The sequence below is a fragment of the Leptolyngbya sp. 7M genome, assembly GCF_018128485.1.
The window spans coordinates 3,859,223-3,877,087 of record NZ_CP070897.1 but is presented as its reverse complement, the minus strand read 5'-3'; the positions used below and the strand labels follow the sequence as shown (position 1 = coordinate 3,877,087).

Genomic DNA, 17,865 nt, shown 5'->3' with positions numbered 1-17,865 from the left:
AGCAAAAAGGGGTCGATTACTGGCATCGATCACAGCAAGAAAGAAAGAGCCACTAATCAGAATTAAAATGGCAACTTCTAAAGTGCTATCTTTGGTCATGAGAATAGGCCGTCAGAAACGGCGTGGGAATGGTGGCAGCGTCGCTGAAGCTAAGGGCTTCCGGCTTGGCGCTCACAAACCCAGCAGGCACGGTCACAAATTGTCCCAAGCTACCCACTGCCGCCACGGCAATCACCGCATCGCCCACCTGCAAATGGCGAACATCTTTCCCTACCGCCGTCACAACACCAGCACACTCCCAGCCAAATGGGATCTGCGCAGCATCCACAACACCCATCTGCTCCAAGTAAGGCTTCAGCATCCCCAGCGCATTCAGCACATCGCGAAAGTTCAGCCCCGCCGCTCGCACTTGAACTTCTACTTCTGCCGCCGCTGGCGCTTGCCGTTCGACCGAAACCAGACGGAGCTGATCCAGCATGCCATAGTCACTAATTTTGAGCTGAAATGCTTCTGAATCGGGTAGGGGCAGTTTATTGGTAGAAAACTGATCAGATGGGGCTGAGGAGTCCAACGAATCCGAACAACGCACCAACCGCGCCACATAGCGATGATTTTGGCGAATGGCTATCTGATCTTCGCTCTCGTCAGCTGCTGGATTCAGCAATTCCTGTAGCAAAGATGTGATATCCGGCTGCATCGGATCGAGATCCACACAGGTGCATTGCCACTCTGGATGCTCAAGTCGAACCACACGTCCCAATCCCCATAATGCCGCTTCCTGCACTTGAGGTAAGGATGCCTGCGCTCCCACTTCAATAGCCTGTGCCCCTTGGGTGACGAACCACAGTTTGGGAGTCCATCGCTGCTGGGTCAGAGCTTGGATCAAAGCCAGCGCCCGACCGCAGATTTTTTCCTGAATCGACATCAACTCCTGGCTAGATAAAAGCTGAGGCTGACAAAGGTAGATCACTTGATCTGGCGGATGGTCCAGTTTTGTCAGACCAGTTGGATCGGCGTCTTCAGCAGAGATCCAGTTGCAGTGATGCCCTTGCTGTCGTAGGGCTAGGACCAGCTCGGCTGCCAAGTCCTTTTCTGCCCCCTTTTCTGTAACTTTGTGATTAGTAACAACTAACCAATATTGAGGACGTTGACGTTCTACTTGACGTTCTGCCGAATGCTCTACTGAATATTGTTCAGCACTTGACAGACGCAATGGTTTTGGCTGCCAGCTAATTTCGTAGAAGTGATCTTCAATCGATTCAGTTGCTCCAAACAGACGTTGCAGCGAGCGAGAACTGACAGCCTGCAGACAAAATTCCCTGATTGTCGCGATCAGATTGCCTCCTGCATCCATGAGGAAGAGATTGGCCTTAATCTGCTGTGCATCACCATTCTCAACCAGTTCCACCAGCGTCCAAATCTGCTCAGTCACAGGAGCAACCTGCTGCAAATCTCCAAGGCTAACCGGCAGAAATGGGGTTGGCATGGCTGTACCCACTGCCGCTCCCACAAGCTGAAAACAGGCATCGAGCAAAACCGGATGAAGCTGGTAGCCGTCTTTTAGAGAGCAACCTGATGGTAACTGAATTTGACCCAGGGACTGTGCTTTACCGCGCCAAAGCCGCTGCACTGCCTGAAAGCACGGGCCATAGTTTAATCCTTCTCTCCTCAACTGTTGATAATAATCAGAACTAGGTACAGCAGGCTGCATCGACGCTTGCAGAGCGTTCAAATCGCGCCACTTCGGCATCGCAAGATTCCCTGAGGCTGACAGAATTGCAGTGGCATAGCGAATAAAATTCGATTCAATATTCGCGGTTCTGTCGCAGCTAAAAATTTCAGCTTTATATCCTGAATCGATTGACGTCAGCTTAAGCTGTAGAATTTTAATCTGATCAGCCTGTAAAAATAAAGGCTTTTCAATCGTCAGATTCTGAATCACAAATTCGTTCTGCTTTAGGTTTATGACAGCGGCCAGCAGTATTTCTACATAGGCCGCAGCAGGAAACACGATTCTGTTCAGAATTTTGTGATCTTGAAGATACATTAGTTTCTGTAGATCAAGCTCAACCTGAAAATAGATTTCTGGTTGGTTGGCTAGGGTGATTGCCCGACCGAGCAGGGGATGCAGAGTTTCGCCGCCAGATGCTGATACCAACGCAGTTTGTTCAACGCACACATCAGGCTCCCACCAATAGCGCTGCCGCTGAAACGGATAGGTTGGAGCCGCAACCCGCTGCCGCCCATAGGGCCGATCAAACTCATCCCAATCGACCTTTACCCCTCGCACATAAAGCTGACTTAAACTCTGCAACAGCACTTGCCAATCCGATTGACCAGATCGCAAACTGGGCAGCCACAGGTTCTCTGGCTGGGGCAAACAGGTACGACCCATACTGCACAGCGACGGTTTAGCACCAATTTCGAGAAACACCTCATATCCGTGTTGCTGCAAGGTTGCCAAACCATCAGCAAAGCGAACTGCCTGCCGCACCTGCCGACACCAATAGTCCGGAGTCGCAATCTCTGCACCGACCGCATCACCCGTGAGATTAGAGACCAGCAGCAACTGCGGCACCCGATAGCTAACCTGAGCCGCCACCTCTGCAAACGCGGCCAGCATCGGCTCTGCGAGTGATTCGCCAGGGCAAAGTTCACTACACCAAAGGCATTCTGCTGGCCGGGGTCAAGGATGAATCGCAGCGACAACAGCTGCTTGAAAAGGCCGTATACGATTCCCTTAGTTTATCTGAACTCAAAACCCAAATTAAGGCTCTTAGCCCTACTCCTGAAGCTACCGCCAAACCACCCAACCTACAGCAACGTTTGACTCAGGTGACCCAACAAGTCAAGAAAAACAAGACGCTCTGGCAGGATACGGCTAAAGCGCAGCAGCTTGAAGCCTTACTGAATCAATTAGAGGAGTTGCTGATGGGCTAATTGTTGGAACTGTCATATTTAGCGTAATTTTTAGTGTAAGTCTGAGCGAGTCAACCCGATAGGAAATAGGAGCTGTCATGAAGCGCCGTTTGATTTCTTCTGGATCCTCGTTTGAAGCTAAAATTGGCTACTCCAGAGCAGTAGTAGTCGGCGACTGGGTTTTTGTCGCGGGTACTACAGGGTTTGACTATGGCACGATGACGATTGCCGCTGATGTGGTCGAGCAGGCTGACCAGTGTTTTCAAAACATCATTGCAGCTTTGGCTGAGGCAGATTGCACGTTAGATGATGTCGTTCGAGTTCGCTATATCTTGCCCAACCGAGATGATTTTGAACCCTGCTGGGGAGTGTTGCGCCAGTATCTGGGGGAGGTGCGACCTACCGCCACGATGATCGTCGCTGGACTTGCCGATCCTCGGATGCGGATTGAAATTGAGGTAACGGCCTATCGAGGACCAGATGTAACTCAGTCAGGAGCAGTTCCTGTTTAATTGCGTGGTAATCAAAGCGAGTTCATTTTCGATCTACAGCGTTCATAAATAGGTTGTGAACAAGGGGTGCAGGGGTTCCACCCCTGCACCCCGTTCAAACTCAAGAAAGGATGGCTGTACTGAATTTATATCTTTTGTCTAGTAATTTATCTAGTCATGTCAGCAGCTTACGAGGCTAGTTGCTATCTGTTGAAAAGGGTCTACCTTCATTGGGGCTTGGGGAGCAAACTGGAACTGTCCGGTCATGACTGTATGGGGCAGCAATGGCGGTTTGCCACCAGTCAAGTCGAGGAATTCTGGGGGATTGCAGTGCCGTTGCCGAAAGCCCAGATGCAGTTCAAGCAGATTTGTCGGCAGGCGGTTCGTTTATTCGATTCAACGGTGTGGAGTTAAGCGAAGGAGCCATCTGGTAGCAGCGCCAGCGAGACACGCCCAATCTGCACCCACTGGGCCTGACAATCATCGGCTGTCAGAACATCTCGAATCCGGATTGGCATGACGCCATTCGGTGGAAAAGCCCACCATTGCCCATTGCGACAGAAAGGATCGGTATAGCCATGCTGCTGACACCAAGCCTGACAAACGTCGCGAATTGCAGTAGCGAGGTCGGGGTAAATTACCTGCATTAGAACCACCTTAAACCACCAAGAATTTTGCCAAACCAATTTTCTGGAGCCACTTATTGCTGCATCTTTCAGGCTTTTCCTGTATTATCTTAAATGAGAATATTTCCTATCTGCAAGAATTGATGGTTTGATGCCCGACTCTTTACTTATATTGAACAAAGCATGACCATTACCCTTTGCCGGACCGATTGCCATGATCTGTTTGAGGAAGCCGAGCGCAGCAGGATAGCTTGTGATTCCAGTGGATTTGAAACAATTCGGGAATACCCCAAGTCGCTTGGAGAAGGGTACCGTCGGGATATACAATTACGTCCTGGACTGGGTCTATTTATTTTTGATCATGTAGTATCAAGGGATATCCGTACTACATCGTTTGACCGGGAACACCCCATAGAATTGGGATTCCTGGTGGCAGGACAATGGAAATGTAACCATCACATACGGAATGATCAGACTTACCTGAGTTCTGGAACTCATTTTCTGTATGGTAGCGGGATTTGTCCGGGCGGAACCTCAGGCATTCAGCTCAGCAGCGCCACTTGTTGCTGACAATCGAGTTTGAGCCACAGCTACTGGGAACGCTGGTTACGGGTCAACCTGAATCATTGCCTGAATGGTTAGAGCCGCTTGTTGGCGATGCCAATCAGTTAACGTATTTCCGCACGGGAACGACTACAACTACGATGCAATCTGTCTTGCAGCAGACTTTGAATTGCCCTTACGAGGGGCTGACGAAGCGCATGTACCTTGAGGGCAAAGTTCTAGAATTAATGGCGTTGCAGTTTTCCCAATTGTTGATGGCTGAAAAGTCACCTCACTCATCAGATACTCGATCGCTGCGCTCGGATGAGATCGATCGAATTCACCACGCTCGAATGCTGCTGGGACAAAACCTAGACAATCCGCCCTCGGTGCTGGATTTAGCGCGGCAGGTGGGATTGAATCGCCGCAAGCTGAATGAAGGATTTCGGCAGGTATTGGGAACCACTCCGTTTGGTTATGTGCGCGATCGTCGCTTGGAGCAAGCCCAACAGCTAAGTACAGGACAAAAAATGAAGGGTGTGGAAAAACTCATTTGTGAGTAAGTCAATGTTGCGGGCACCGGTTGTGGCACAATTTGCAGCCCAAAACGGCTACTCGTTTTCAGCAGAGGAATTAGTCACCGTTGTAGAGGCATTTGCCAAACACCAGGCGGGCGAAATGTCGGATGCGGAATTTGCCAACCTGATCGGTCTTTCTTCATCTGATACGGAAACGGTCAACGAAGTGTCTGAAGTGACAAATCCCCTAAAACGGCTAACCCGTTACCTCAGCAAAACCTATCTGGGCATTGATGTGTAGCTTGTGCTTGGCGAGCTGGGTATTGGCATTGTGAGTTAGCGTCCTTCGTGCTGGTTGCTCTAGTGGGTTGCAACCATTGCTTGGTCTTATCCATACCCAAGTGCAATGCGCTAGATTTCTAGTCGATGCTATTTGGGTAAAATTAAGCATCAAAACCACATCGTGTACGTGGCTTGCACCATTGTAAGCAGCTCCTAAAGCTCGTTAAACATATCGAGCTGATCAACCGCATCGGATTCGGCTTTGTATTTACTGGTTCTCTCCTGCGATTTTGGTTGGGATCTTGAAGATTTTGGCTGCGTCTTTGCTGGTTCAGATGTGCTTTGCCGTAACCCAACTGCAATGTGCGAGTGTTGTTCGATTTGGCTCATCACCTGTTTTGCTCGCTGAATCACTGAAGCTGGCAAACCCGCTAAGCGTCCTGCTTCAATGCCGTAGGAGCGATCGGCTCCACCGGGCCGCACCTGATGCAGAAAAATAATTTGATCTGGTAATTCCTTCACCACCACCTGATAGTTAGCAATGTTCGGCAAAATTGAAGCCAACTCATTTAGCTCATGGTAGTGGGTGGCAAAAATCGTGCGGGCGCAAATCTCAGTTGCTAAATGTTCTGCCACTGCCCAAGCAATCGACAAGCCATCAAACGTGGCCGTACCTCGACCAATTTCATCTAATAACACCAGAGATGTTTCAGTGGCATGATTGAGAATATTCGCGGTTTCATTCATCTCAACCATAAACGTTGATTGCCCAGTCGCCAGATCATCCACTGCGCCCACACGAGTAAAGATGCGATCGCAAATCCCCAACGTGGCTGCTGTCGCCGGCACAAAACTGCCCACCTGCGCCATCAACTGAATCAACCCCACCTGCCGCAAGTAGCAGCTCTTTCCACTCGCATTCGGCCCAGTCAGAATAATCAAATCAGGAGGACTTTGAGCTTCTTTATCTCCCTCATCTTCCCCGTCTTCCCTACCACTTCCCAAGACCGTCGAATTGGGTACAAAAAAACCAGCAGGCAAGGATTGCTCCACAACCGGATGACGACCGTCAGTGATGTTGATTTCGCGGCTAGGCACCATTTGGGGGCAGCAATAGCCCTGGTAGACGGCCACTTCCGCCAGTGAGCAAAGTACATCAACCGCAGCAACGGCCTGAGCAACGGTGCGGATAGCGTCCGCATGTTGGCTTACCTCGATGCGCAGATTGACGAAAATCTCGTATTCCCGCTTGCCTAATTCCGCCTGAGCGTTGAGCAGAGCCGTTTCCTTATCCTTAAGTTCGCTGGTGATGTAGCGTTCCTCGTTGGTCAGGGTTTGTTTGCGGATGTAGCCTTCCGGCGGATTGTCCTTGGACTTGGTGCGGGAAATGCTGATGTAGTAGCCAAAGGTTTTGTTGTAGCCCACCTTCAGGTTGGCGATGCCGGTGCGCTGGCGCTCGGTCACTTCTAGATTGGCAATCCACTGTTCATCCTCCGCGATTTGCTGCCGCAGGGCATCGAGTTGGGGGTTAACGCCGGTGCGAATCAGGTTGCCTTCGGTCAGGTGAATGGGTGGATTATCAACCAAATGGGCTTTTAGCCGCTGACCCAGGTGATCCAGTTCGGGCGGCACGGTTTGTAGCGGCACCAGATAGGGCGATTGAGCTGCCGACACCAGAGCAGCCAGTTCCGGTAGCTTTTGCAGCGAATCGGCCAGCGCCACTAAATCGCGAGCATTCGCCGTACCAGACCCCGCTCGTCCGGTCAGCCGCTCCATGTCGTAGATTTGCTTCAGCAACTGCTGCAAGGCTTGGCGGAGGTTGCCATTTTCGACTAGCTCTTGGATGGTGTCTTGCCGCGCCTGAATCGCGCTAATCTGCAACAGCGGCTGCAACAACCAGCGCCTCAGTGCCCGTCCGCCCATCGCCGTTACCGTTCGATCCAGCGCCCAGAGCAGCGAACCGTGAAAGGTGCTGTCCCGCACCGTTTGGGTAATTTCCAGATTGCGGCGCGTCTGATGATCGATCACCAGATATTCCGTTATTGTGTAGGTACAGAGGGGTTGCAGCAAAATTGCCGCATCAGTCCCAGAGTCGGTTGCGGTTTTTGCGCCTTTCCAGGTGTCTTCTAGATAGTCGAGCAATCCACCTGCCGCCCGCACCGCTAAGGGCAAATGCTCGCAGCCCATCCCTTCCAACGAGCGCACCCGGAACCGCTCTAGCAGCTTTTGGCGGGCTTCACTGAGGGTAAAAGGCATCTGAGGCCGCAGCGTGTAGCAGAACTGGCTGGGCAAACAAGCGCTCGTACCGCTCTTGATGCAGGCACCAATCCAGCACGGTTTGAATGTTTGACCATTCTGCTTCTAAAACATCATTTTGCGTCTGCCAGTCAAAGCGGCTCTGCCCACCATAGCGTTGTACCAGCTTGAGGCACCAGTTGACCCAGCGCTCGCGTGCGGCCTGCTCAAATTCTGGATAAGCTGGCAATTCGGCCATTACATACTCACGGGTCAGGGGCAACAGACTATAGCCGTCCTGAGACTGCAACACAAGCGATAGCTCTTGGAGTTGGGCAAATGGTTCTTCTGCATGACTAGAAGCCGCTGTTGAATTTTCCTGCGGCAGTGCTACCTCTAGCAGGGTTTGTCGCTGAATTGGTGAAGCAAAAAAAGTCAAAGCCATCAAAATAAAATGAGCTGGCTGCTGTCGCACAAGCGCAACGGAATGCTCAAAACAAAAACGAGTTACGTCATTGCTAGCCTGAGAGAGTTGTTCCAGGACATATTGCACCGAATAGCAGCTCACCATTTGACCGATGGCATAGTAAATTGCAACCGGAATTCCGCCCGTGCGCTGGTACAAGATCTCGCATTCGTCTTGAGTTAGATGTACGCCTTTTTCGTCTGCCTCATGCTGAATTAGCTGCAATGCTTCTGATGCGGATAGAGCCGATAGCCGCAGTGGTACAAAGACGCCTTGCCTGCGGGTTGTAATGACCGCTTTCACAGTGGGTGGCAGATCGTGATACAGGAAGGATAAAACATCCTGTTGATCCTCAACAGTTTCTAAGTTATCAACGATCAATAGCGTCCTGACGGTCGATAGGGCATCTTGCAACCGCTCAATCTGATCTTCCAGATTAATGCCAGTGATTTCGATATTACCTAGTGTGCGAGCAATTTGCCGAAAGATGTCCTGCAGCGTGCGATGGGGTTTGCTGATGCGGGGCAGCAGACTGAAGCATGTGAGCAGGTGCTGTTTGGCCGAGGTGAAAATGATGACATCAAAGCTGGGAAAGCCTTGGAAAGTTTCGTCGAGATTTTGGCTGGCTTGCAAACAGCGATAGGCGACTTCGACAACTAGGCTAGTTTTACCAACGCCGCCAATGCCATCAATGCTGATCAAATGAGCACCGTGTCGAGGCGAGAGTAGCTCTAGCAGTTTAGCAATTTCGGATTCTCGCCCCACAAATCGACTATAGGTAGGGGTGGGCAAGTTGTGGCGAACTCGAGAGGAGGCTGGATTGGAGGGCTTGGTAGAAGAACGAGCTGGAGGAACCTCTGCGGACTGATGGGCGGAATCAGGAGTGGAAGGAGTGGAAGAATGAGCTGGGAAAACGTCAGTAGGTAACGAATGGGTTGTAAGCTCAGCCGCACTAGGCTCTAACCCAGCGGATTGTTCTTTCAAGTTCCTCAGCACTAGAGCAACGGTTCTAATGCTGACTTTTTGATGAGTCGCCTCTGAAAGCAGTTTCCAAAGTTCTGGGCAATAGAGCTGCTGCACGGTCAAATCAGAATATCCTTCAATCGTAATGTGCTTCAGCCGTTTTCCCCCTAGAGCCTGCCGCAGAATTTCTTTTTGCTGGAGCGTCAGAGATCTACCTTGCTTGGCATGGATCTGGGCATCGGCAACTTGAATCAATTCTGATATTTCTGTGGAATTCATAGCTTGCTAAAGTCAGCTCTGCTATTAGCAGCATAGCTTGAGTTTCTCTAGTTAGAAAAGATCTGAGAAATTCAAAACAGAAATCGTAACGTACAAACATTTGAAAATTCAAAAAAATGAATTTTATCAATTTCTTGAATTAGAAAACTGATCGTTTTGAATTAAATTACTCAATTGTCTTGAAAATTCTAAGACAATATGAGCTTTCTGTTCAGTACTGTATGAATGTAAATCAATTCCTCGCAGCGCATTCAATCTACTGTTCTTATCGCTTGCGGTATTTAGTTACCATTGTCATTCTCGAACTGCTTTCACTCTAGAGTTTGATAATTTATCAAAACTCCAGTAGGTTTCTCCTAATTCATTAATTTTGCTTACCACAACCATAGCCGCTTGAGCTGAAACAAAGCAGAAATCCTGTTTTAGCTGCCGTTTTAGCTGCCGTTTTAGCTGCCGTTTTAGCTGCCGTTTGAGTTGCTGTAAATCGTCACACCAAGGAGAATTCCCATGCGTCTGTTTAATGGGGTATTACTTGTAGTGCTACTGTTGCCCACAATTTTGTCTTTGTCGAGCTGTCAGCTACGAAAGGGATTGCTGATTCAGCCCCAATCTTTGCAGTCTGTAACTGATTTAGTGCTGACTGCTCAGCAAATATTGGCTAATAATACTGACCAGCATCCGATCATAATCAAAAGATCTCCAGGTGGTTCTCGCTAGGAGAAGCAGTGAAGCTACTTGAGACGTTGCTGAATTCGACTATGATAGGCTCCCCTTGCTCCCCCTTACAATCAACTATCAATTCGGATGAGGCCAATCTTGCCGTTACCAGTCAAAATACAGCCATCCTTTCTTGAGTTTGAACGGGGTGCAGGGGTTCCACCCCAATCACTGGAATTTCCATCCTCAAACAGTAGTCGAGCACAGCTACTGGCTATCAACGCCAGTTTACTGTCCAGAGCTAGATCTAATTGCCGTTGCTCCAGACGGAACCTTTGCAGCCTTTTGCCACGGCCATATTGATGCCGAAGAAAACCAACAAAAAGACCGGCGTGAAGGCTGGATTAATAGCTTGGGAACACGGCGTGGCTTTCGGCGCATGGGGTTGGCAAGAGCCATCCTGCTGGCAGGTTTACAGCGGCTGAAAGCAGCCGGAATGGATACTGCCAAGCTGGGTGTGGATACCCAAAATCCGAACTCAGCGCAAACGCTCTATGAGTCTGTAGGTTTCCAAACGCGATATGCATCTCTGTCTTATAGCAAGACAATTTCTGGCCAGACAATTTCTTAAGAGCAAAAACAGCACAAATTGACAACCTGACTCATTTCACCTGCTCGATCGAATACTTCTGGTAGCCTTGTTCTGCCATCCATTTGGATAGCGCTTTCATTACAACAGGGGCACGACGATCGGGCAGGCGAATCAAACAGCCGTAGTCGAATAGCGGCGTTGGAGCCATTCTTTGAACTTTTTCAGACTCCCAAAAACTTTGGGGAATTTTGCTGTCAAATGTAATTTTGATGTGCTTCATTCTCTTCCTGGGGCGCTAGTCAACTCATGGAGAACACCCTGATGAGAAAGGCATTATAGAACAGTTGCCTTTAAACCATGCCTTGAACTAACTCAGCAGAGGAGCTACAGCCTCACATTTAGGGATCTATTCGGTGGTAGTTGCTGCGGTACTTTCTGAAGTACCTACCGGATTAGCTGCTGTGGTACTTTTTGGGGCACTTCCCACTGGGGCAGTGTCTGGGGCAATGTCTGGGGGATTAGACTGGAACACACCAAATGTAGCCCAAACCGTGTAGCCGTTATTACGCACTCCTCACCCATATATAAATTTCTACCACAAAAGAACGGTTGACTTCTGTACTTCCTCAAACAAAAAGGGGAGATCCAGTAGATCTGGACTATAGCCTTTTCCTGGTTCGATTTAATACTTCTGAAAAATGAAACTACAGAAACCGCCATTTGTAGTAGATCACCTTAGGCTAATTTAGTCTTTGTCGGGTTTACTTAAGCTGGAACTTGTGCTGCTGCCGGCGGGGGTGAGCGGTCAGCGGCAGGTTCACTTCACCCTGATTGCAATCTTTCTTAACCCATCTTGATTAGTTCAGTCAAGAGAGTAAACTTGTGCTAAAAACTCTCAACAAATCCTCATGAACCGTAACCCATTCCGAACAAGAAGCTTAAGGTCCAAGGAGACTTGATGTTCTCGTGGTAGCTTGTGGCTAGAAGGGAGCCGAATTCAGTTAGGCTCGTCTGCGGCCTTTGAGTTCGTTTGATTGCTTTCGTTCTATCTCTACTGTCGTTGTCGGAGATTCTGCCATGATACAAACTCCACCGCCTCCTTCGATCACACCACGCCAAATGAATTTGCTGCGAGTTGTCACAGCGATGGCTTGGGCCGATGGCGGTTTAGCCACTGAAGAAGTTGATGTGATGCTAGACCGATTCAGCAGCATTTTTGCAGCTGATGCGCCTCAGCAGCAAATGCTACGCCAAGAATTACAAGACTACATGATGCAAAATATCCCGCTTGAGGAGCTGACACCCAAACTGCAATCGACCGAAGAAAAAGAGCTGGTGCTGTGGCTCGGCTATGAAGTGATCTGCTCTAGTGCCCGTTCGCCGGAAGAAGAGAATATCAACGAAGAAGAAGAAGCTGCCTATCGAAAACTAGTAGAGCTACTAGATTTGCCAGCAGAAACAGTGGAGCGAATTCAGGCTGAAGTTGAAGCAAGCCATGAGTCCGGCAGTTTGATTGATAACCTGACGCGCAAGCTAGAAGAGTTTATGCGTTGACGGTATGAACAGTGACCTAAGGATCTGGACTTGTGCAGGAGCGATCGTTCGACCGCTCTTTTTTGTTCTGTAAGTCGAGCAAATCAAGGGTTAGTGTCTTAAACTGCGTTTCTTGAGCACTAGAGCCTCAATGCTATTTTAAGATTCCACAAGATACACAAAGAAGCCATAAGAAGTGCACCGATGCAGCCAGATCATGCGAATATCAATTGCATTGGTAGAAAAATTTTGCTTTCGCGATTTTGCAGTTTTAAGCTTGTGTCTCCTGTTTTGATGTTTGAGCTGATCAATATCTCTTCGTTTTCTGATTTCCTTCATTTATTTCGAACCACAGCTTACCGTTCTCGATACACCCATTCATTCATCTATCAGTTGACTCAACTATGGACATTCGTTTTTCTCGTCGGGCTTTTCTGCAGACTGCATCACTGGCGACCGTTGCCATGGTCTTGCCGATTGCCAGTCACTCTAGTCAGGCGGCTCAGGTGATGCAGCCTTCTCCGCAGTTGCGTAATCCTGGCTTTTACCGTTTCAAGTTGGGCGATTTTGAGCTGGTTTCGGTGAGCGATGGCACCCTGTCGGTTCCGGCGACTCTATTTGCCGGTAATCCATGTCCGGGGTGGACGCGATAATACCGGCATCGATGCCATTAGCTGGGCCAAAGAAGTGGAACAGCGGGGAGCAGGAGAGCTGTTAGTCACCAGCATGGACGCTGATGGTACCCAAGCTGGTTATGATCTGGAACTGACCCGCACCATTGCCGAACAGGTGCAAATTCCGGTGATTGCATCGGGTGGGGCAGGTAACTGCCAGCATATCTATGAAGCCCTGAGCGATGGAAAAGCCGAAGCAGCTCTGCTCGCCTCCCTATTGCATTACGGCCAGCTTACCGTCGCCGAAATTAAACAGTATTTGGCAGAGCGTCAGGTGCCAGTTCGCTTGATATAAGCGACCTTGGGGAACCGAAGTTGTCAGGATTTCAAGCAGGTTTAGCCGCACGGATTGCTTTTAAATCCTGTAATGCCTTGTATCTGTGCCATGCTGCCTACATTAAGGACTAAACACGCTTGTCAAAGCTTTAAAGATGCGCTATACACTAGCAGCAGTCTTGCTAAAAACTTGTGACGCTAGGAGTAGAGCCATCTGTTCTAAGCAAGCAAGTAGCTCGAAAAAAGTGTTGCACAAGCTTACCAAAGCGATTGCTATTTTCAATTGGTTAGGTAGGGGGCTGGGTAGGAAAACCTAGAGACAGCTTTCTGAGAGTTTGTTAATATGTGTAAATATTACAATTCGTAAAACGATTTAAGAATGTTTTTTATCTTGATCGTCGTTATTGGGTTGGTAGCTTGGGCCTTGCATCTGATGCAGGAAGCAATTCAGCGTCGCGAATTTTCGTTGATGCTGGCCGGCTTTCTGGTATCCACAGCAGCGGCTGGGATGATGGCAGTTTACTTTCTGATGAGCCATTATGTGGGCTACATGTCGGAGATGGCCCATCGCTCCTATGGAATGACCGAATGGTCCGCACCAATTGTGTGGTCTACCTATGGTGAAGATTGGCTCAGCGCCGGTCCTGCTTTGAATCCTATTGACTATCGCTCCAATTAGATTTAGCCAGGTCAGCGCAACTCAGCGCGCCTGAAGTCAGAATTTATAAGTCGAATTAGGTGGTTGGTTGACCGGGTTGCAAGTCTGCCCGGTTTCGCTATTTGATTGAGCCAGCATTCTTGCTTTTCTGCATTCTTGCTTTTCTGCTAATTGCGGGTTACGACGCTGCTGGTGATTCTGCGTTGTGGATTCCAGTGCATTCGATTAGCAGACTCGCTGTCTGTAAGCAGGGTGGCCGCATTCATTGATTTTGATTATCTTCAATGGCTGGCTGCTGAGTCAAAGATTCGGTAGCGATTAGCTGTATATTAAAACCATTCCGTAGTGAACTCTGTAGGCCCTTCCTAATTGCCCATCTTTCTATGGTTGGCCTACGGTTAGCTCTATTGCATTGTCGGTTGCTTGACTGTGTTCACAGTCAGATTTTGTGTATTAAGAAGGCGAATTTTGTCGAGTTGATTATTGAAATCAAATCTGGTAATCAAAAATTTGTCATCCTCAGATCTAGATCCTGTGCTAAAACTACTCTCGGCAAGTAAAACTTAGCTGTAGAAAGTTTTAGTCTTTTTGTTCTATACCCATTTTTTGGTGATGCCCTCTCAGTTTTACCATCTAGCTGCATTCCTTATTTCCGCTGCGGTAGTGTTGCTGACGACGCCGATTGTCAAGAAGATTGGGCTGAAGAGCGGTTATTTTGACCCACCAGGTGGGCGTAAGGTGCATCAGCGTCCGATGGTGCGTTTGGGTGGCGTTTCAATTTTTTTGGGCACGCTGATCGCTCTGCTTTGCGTCTGGTGGGCTGGCGGTTTTGGCACCTTGCCTCCCGATAAGGAGTATGAGATTTGGGGCCTCACCTTGGGGGGATTAGCCTTCTTCTTGATTGGGCTTGCAGATGACCTGTTGAACCTATCGCCGTTCCTGCGCTTGCTGTTGCAGGTGATTGCGGCCAGTTTGGCTTGGCAAGCCGGAGTACAAATCGAGTTCCTCAGTATTCCGCTGATTGGTCTGGTTTCGTTGCCGGTTTGGATTAGTTTGCCGGTGACGGTGATCTGGCTGGTGGGCATGACCAATGCGATCAATTGGATTGATGGTTTAGATGGTCTAGCAGCTGGGGTTTCAGGGATCGCAGCCGTTGTGATGCTGATTGTCTGTCTGTTTATGAATCAACCGGCGGCAGCGTTGATTGTCGCCGCTCTGGCCGGGGCAGCATTTGGCTTTTTGCGTTATAACTTCAATCCAGCGCAAATTTTCATGGGCGATGGTGGCGCTTATTTTATGGGCTTCACCCTAGCAGGAGTCGGCGTAGTTGGTTTAGTCAAGAGCGTCACAACCGTAGCGGTGCTGCTGCCGATGCTAATTTTGGCGGTGCCGTTGCTCGACATGTCTGCTGTGATTTTGGACCGCTTACGCCACGGCAAATCTCCTTTCATTGCCGACAAGCGGCATCTGCATCATCGATTGCTGAAAGCAGGTCTATCCCATCGCTTGACGGTTCTGTTCATCTACGCCCTGACACTGTGGGTTGGTACTGGGGATCATCTTTGTTGACCCGCAGTTCTGGATTGAGCCGACGGGGATCATAAGGTGGATTGAGGATTTCTGGATTGGTGTTGGCATAGCGGTAGACTGAGGCACGGGAACGGTTTAGGGCTTTTTCGACGGCTTCAACGGTCATCAATCCCTGAGGTAGACTGGTTTCAAACGGCATAGCTCTGTTCTAGTTCGGCAACGATAGACTATAAGGGGTAAACGCAATCGGCTACAAGCGATCTATTCTAGTCCTGCGATGGGACTTTCGTGTCTCATTTCAAGAATGAATAGCACAGTCAAGTCTTACAAGTTTTACCCTTAAGCTGCGCCTTGAGGAACTGCCAGAGGAACTGCCAATAGTGTTTCGTTATCCCATTCGGTCAGGGAAATTTCCAAGGGCTGAAGCTGTTCGTTACGGAGACTGTACGGGAATTCCTCAAACCATTGCACGGCCATTTGATACTCTGCAGCGGCAAAGGCGGCGATTCCCTCTCGTTTGGCTTGTGTCAACATCGTTGATTAACTGCCGCTCTCCCAGGCTAAAGCGCCTTGCTAGGGCTACATTCAGAGATGATGACGCAGAAGACTGTTCTCCTTCTAGTTGTGCAACCTGTGAAGTCAGACGGGGAGAAAGCCAAAACCATAAAATACCGAGAATTCCTGCTGTAATCAGCAATGAAATCGCTAATAGAAAGCTCTCTCTAGAATTCCTAGAAGACATATCTCTTCCTAGAGCATTACAAAATTGGCACAGAAGGCATAAATAATGCGCCTACACAGACTAAACCCACCTACGCGGGTTACTCATTCACAAGAATAGTCGGCGCAGGGCGTTCGACGAAGCTCAGCCGAGTCGCCGACTTGACTTGTATACAGCGTTTTTCACTCATGTGAGGTACAGGGGGTGTGGGGGCTTCGCCCCCACGCAGGGGCACTGCCCCTACACCCCGTTTTTCGTACTTCACTAGCCTGAAAAAGGCTGTAGCAGTTTGTATAGCAGTGGTTTTAACCGCTCCTCTAATAAACTCCTCCATAAACCCATAGGCTCAATTGCTTCAGTAGATATGCATTGAAGCAAACAGCAATCATCGATCGAGAAAAACAGTTAAATTCTGGCCTGCTACAGAGGTTACTTCCTCAACCGATCGCTAATATGAAGAGGCACGGGACGAGGACGCCTTATGTGTGGACGATTTACCCTGACTCAATCTGCCGAGGCTATTGCGGAAGCCTTTGATCTTGATGAGGTGCCCAGATTTGTGCCGGGTTATAACATTGCTCCGACCCAGCCAGTACCTGTGATCCGGGCCAGTAAGGCAGGCGGGCAGGAATTTGATTACCTGTACTGGGGGTTGATTCCATCCTGGTCCAAAGATCCAACCATCGGTGCTCGCATGATCAATGCCCGGGCGGAAACCGTGACTGAAAAGCCTTCGTTTCGGACCGCCTTTAAGCGACGGCGCTGTTTGATTGTGGCAGATGGTTTCTATGAGTGGCAGAAACTCGACTCAAAGAAGCAACCCTTCTATTTTCAACTTCAGGATCATCGGATTTTTGGCTTTGCCGGTTTGTGGGAACATTGGCACAGCCCGGAAGGTGACGAGATTCAATCCTGCACGATTCTGACCACTGCGGCGAATGAATTAATGCGTTCAGTGCATGACCGCATGCCTGTGATTTTGCATCCCCAAGATTATGATCTGTGGCTTGATCCAACGATTCAGGCCAGCGAGCGCCTGCATTCCTTGTTACGTCCCTATCCTGATGCAGAGATGCACGCCTATCCGGTCAGCACCAGAGTCAATAGTCCCCAGAATGACAGTCCAGACTGTATTGCGCCGCTGGAACAAGCCTCGGTTGATTGAGGAAAACGATGATCGATAAGACTGACCCATATTACTGAACGGATTGCGAGCGTGGTTGTTGATCGTTCTGGCCTGGAGTTAGAAAAATCGGTTTTGCAGTTGGCTACTGAATGGCAAAAATTGATCGCCAATGATTTGACCCGTCGCCATTTTGAGTATTCTCCTGCTGTTATCAATCAGACTGGATTTAACATTATTGTCGCTATCCTCTGCCTTTATCTTTGTGAGGCTCGACGGATCATTCGACCTGGCACACTCAAGGCATTACAAAATCAATCCAATTCTTATCTACAATTAATCCAGCTTTGGCAATCTTGCTGTCTGCGTTGGGGGGACAACCCAAGCATATTTGCCCTACCATTGCCCCTTGTTCTCTCTGATTCACTGCTGCAGGAGATGCTTTATAATCTATACGATTCTAGTGATGCAAAACTGTCGGTAGGGATTTTGGGGCAGGTATACGAGACCGTCTGGGTGGCATCTGAGCCGCAACCGCTCTACGGTCAGAAAGAACAGTTTCCTTTGCGTAAATCCGGCGGCATTTACTATACACCCAAACCAATTGTGCAGTACATGGTGCAAAGCACGATTGATCAAACTGGTCTACCGTTGCCTCAAATCCTAGATCCAGCCTGCGGCGGTGGTGCGTTTTTGATCGAGGCGTATCAGTAATTTCGCTATAACTAGCGCCTAATTTCGTAAATTTTTCCACCAAACCGCTACATTTAGTATTAGGG

The 17,865-nt window shown here is 49.1% G+C and carries 20 protein-coding genes and 1 pseudogene; 14 read left to right on the top strand and 7 right to left on the bottom strand.

The genetic code is table 11. The annotated features are described in order from the left end of the window. Nucleotides 1–85: 85 nt before the first annotated feature. Complete coding sequence (locus tag JVX88_RS19630; protein ID WP_211619845.1) at nucleotides 86–2,623, bottom strand: polyketide synthase dehydratase domain-containing protein; 2,538 nt, start codon at nucleotides 2,621–2,623, stop codon at nucleotides 86–88. A gap of 11 nt (nucleotides 2,624–2,634) precedes the next feature. Here JVX88_RS19630 and JVX88_RS19625 point away from each other — a divergent pair, with 11 nt between their 5' ends. From JVX88_RS19625 to JVX88_RS19615, 3 genes are all read left to right on the top strand, one after another. Then, a complete protein-coding gene (locus JVX88_RS19625; RefSeq protein ID WP_211619844.1) occupies nucleotides 2,635–2,940 on the top strand; it encodes a hypothetical protein in 306 nt (101 codons plus the stop codon). A gap of 77 nt (nucleotides 2,941–3,017) precedes the next feature. Next, nucleotides 3,018–3,431 (top strand): RidA family protein, encoded by a 414-nt coding sequence (locus tag JVX88_RS19620; RefSeq protein WP_211619843.1) that lies wholly within the window; start codon nucleotides 3,018–3,020, stop codon nucleotides 3,429–3,431. Nucleotides 3,432–3,587: 156 nt separating this feature from the next. Beyond that, nucleotides 3,588–3,824, top strand: a complete 237-nt coding sequence (locus JVX88_RS19615; protein WP_211619842.1) for a hypothetical protein — start codon at nucleotides 3,588–3,590, stop codon at nucleotides 3,822–3,824. On the opposite strand, the gene JVX88_RS19610 is transcribed toward JVX88_RS19615, so the two are convergent. Continuing rightward, nucleotides 3,821–4,057: a hypothetical protein gene (locus JVX88_RS19610; RefSeq protein ID WP_211619841.1), complete on the bottom strand. Its 237-nt coding sequence runs from the start codon at nucleotides 4,055–4,057 to the stop codon at nucleotides 3,821–3,823. The two genes, JVX88_RS19615 and JVX88_RS19610, sit on opposite strands and share 4 nt — an antisense overlap. 162 nt (nucleotides 4,058–4,219) lie before the next feature. Here JVX88_RS19610 and JVX88_RS19605 point away from each other — a divergent pair, with 162 nt between their 5' ends. From JVX88_RS19605 to JVX88_RS19595, 3 genes are read left to right on the top strand one after another with little or no spacing between them, the layout of a single operon-like run. Then, nucleotides 4,220–4,606, top strand: a complete 387-nt coding sequence (locus tag JVX88_RS19605; RefSeq protein WP_211619840.1) for a hypothetical protein — start codon at nucleotides 4,220–4,222, stop codon at nucleotides 4,604–4,606. Beyond that, a complete protein-coding gene (locus JVX88_RS19600) occupies nucleotides 4,600–5,142 on the top strand; it encodes a helix-turn-helix domain-containing protein (RefSeq protein WP_211619839.1) in 543 nt (180 codons plus the stop codon). The genes JVX88_RS19605 and JVX88_RS19600 overlap by 7 nt, the downstream gene beginning before the upstream one ends. Further along, nucleotides 5,135–5,398, top strand: a complete 264-nt coding sequence (locus JVX88_RS19595; RefSeq protein ID WP_211619838.1) for a hypothetical protein — start codon at nucleotides 5,135–5,137, stop codon at nucleotides 5,396–5,398. Before JVX88_RS19600 ends, JVX88_RS19595 begins: the two co-directional genes overlap by 8 nt. 194 nt (nucleotides 5,399–5,592) lie before the next feature. On the opposite strand, the gene mutS is transcribed toward JVX88_RS19595, so the two are convergent. Beyond that, the gene (gene mutS / locus JVX88_RS19590) at nucleotides 5,593–7,635 is read right to left on the bottom strand and encodes a DNA mismatch repair protein MutS (protein WP_211619837.1); all 2,043 of its coding nucleotides are present in this window, start codon (nucleotides 7,633–7,635) and stop codon (nucleotides 5,593–5,595) included. Then, nucleotides 7,616–9,322 (bottom strand): ATP-binding protein, encoded by a 1,707-nt coding sequence (locus JVX88_RS19585; RefSeq protein ID WP_211619836.1) that lies wholly within the window; start codon nucleotides 9,320–9,322, stop codon nucleotides 7,616–7,618. The genes mutS and JVX88_RS19585 overlap by 20 nt, the downstream gene beginning before the upstream one ends. A gap of 865 nt (nucleotides 9,323–10,187) precedes the next feature. Between JVX88_RS19585 and JVX88_RS19580 the strand changes: the two genes are divergently transcribed. Continuing rightward, nucleotides 10,188–10,610, top strand: coding sequence for a GNAT family N-acetyltransferase (locus tag JVX88_RS19580; protein ID WP_211619835.1), 423 nt, complete (start codon nucleotides 10,188–10,190; stop codon nucleotides 10,608–10,610). A 31-nt stretch (nucleotides 10,611–10,641) separates the two neighbouring features. On the opposite strand, the gene JVX88_RS19575 is transcribed toward JVX88_RS19580, so the two are convergent. Continuing rightward, the gene (locus JVX88_RS19575; protein ID WP_035999105.1) at nucleotides 10,642–10,851 is read right to left on the bottom strand and encodes a hypothetical protein; all 210 of its coding nucleotides are present in this window, start codon (nucleotides 10,849–10,851) and stop codon (nucleotides 10,642–10,644) included. 797 nt (nucleotides 10,852–11,648) lie between these two features. On the opposite strand from JVX88_RS19575, the gene JVX88_RS19570 reads away from it, so the two are divergent. The 5 genes and pseudogenes from JVX88_RS19570 to JVX88_RS19550 all read left to right on the top strand — a co-directional run bounded on the left by JVX88_RS19570 (nucleotide 11,649) and on the right by JVX88_RS19550 (nucleotide 15,281). Beyond that, nucleotides 11,649–12,125 carry a TerB family tellurite resistance protein gene (locus tag JVX88_RS19570; protein ID WP_211619834.1) on the top strand — a complete coding sequence of 159 codons (477 nt, stop codon included), beginning with the start codon at nucleotides 11,649–11,651 and terminating at the stop codon, nucleotides 12,123–12,125. Between the two features lie 383 nt (nucleotides 12,126–12,508). Then, the gene (locus JVX88_RS19565; RefSeq protein ID WP_211619833.1) at nucleotides 12,509–12,757 is read left to right on the top strand and encodes a twin-arginine translocation signal domain-containing protein; all 249 of its coding nucleotides are present in this window, start codon (nucleotides 12,509–12,511) and stop codon (nucleotides 12,755–12,757) included. After that, nucleotides 12,732–13,073, top strand: a pseudogene (locus JVX88_RS19560) (HisA/HisF-related TIM barrel protein); the annotation flags it as partial. The gene JVX88_RS19565 and the pseudogene JVX88_RS19560, both read left to right, overlap by 26 nt. 360 nt (nucleotides 13,074–13,433) lie before the next feature. Continuing rightward, nucleotides 13,434–13,733, top strand: coding sequence for a hypothetical protein (locus JVX88_RS38665; RefSeq protein ID WP_225931121.1), 300 nt, complete (start codon nucleotides 13,434–13,436; stop codon nucleotides 13,731–13,733). 591 nt (nucleotides 13,734–14,324) lie between these two features. After that, entirely contained in the window at nucleotides 14,325–15,281 is a 957-nt protein-coding gene (locus JVX88_RS19550) for a glycosyltransferase family 4 protein (protein WP_211619832.1), read from the top strand. Here JVX88_RS19550 and JVX88_RS19545 read toward each other — a convergent pair. Then, complete coding sequence (locus tag JVX88_RS19545) at nucleotides 15,232–15,441, bottom strand: hypothetical protein (RefSeq protein ID WP_263975179.1); 210 nt, start codon at nucleotides 15,439–15,441, stop codon at nucleotides 15,232–15,234. The genes JVX88_RS19550 and JVX88_RS19545 overlap by 50 nt on opposite strands. A gap of 140 nt (nucleotides 15,442–15,581) precedes the next feature. Further along, a complete protein-coding gene (locus JVX88_RS19540) occupies nucleotides 15,582–15,776 on the bottom strand; it encodes a hypothetical protein (protein WP_211619831.1) in 195 nt (64 codons plus the stop codon). Nucleotides 15,777–16,444: 668 nt separating this feature from the next. Here JVX88_RS19540 and JVX88_RS19535 point away from each other — a divergent pair. After that, entirely contained in the window at nucleotides 16,445–17,128 is a 684-nt protein-coding gene (locus JVX88_RS19535) for an SOS response-associated peptidase (RefSeq protein ID WP_211619830.1), read from the top strand. A 51-nt stretch (nucleotides 17,129–17,179) separates the two neighbouring features. Further along, nucleotides 17,180–17,800, top strand: coding sequence for an N-6 DNA methylase (locus JVX88_RS19530; RefSeq protein WP_211619829.1), 621 nt, complete (start codon nucleotides 17,180–17,182; stop codon nucleotides 17,798–17,800). The last annotated feature ends 65 nt before the right edge of the window (nucleotides 17,801–17,865 follow it).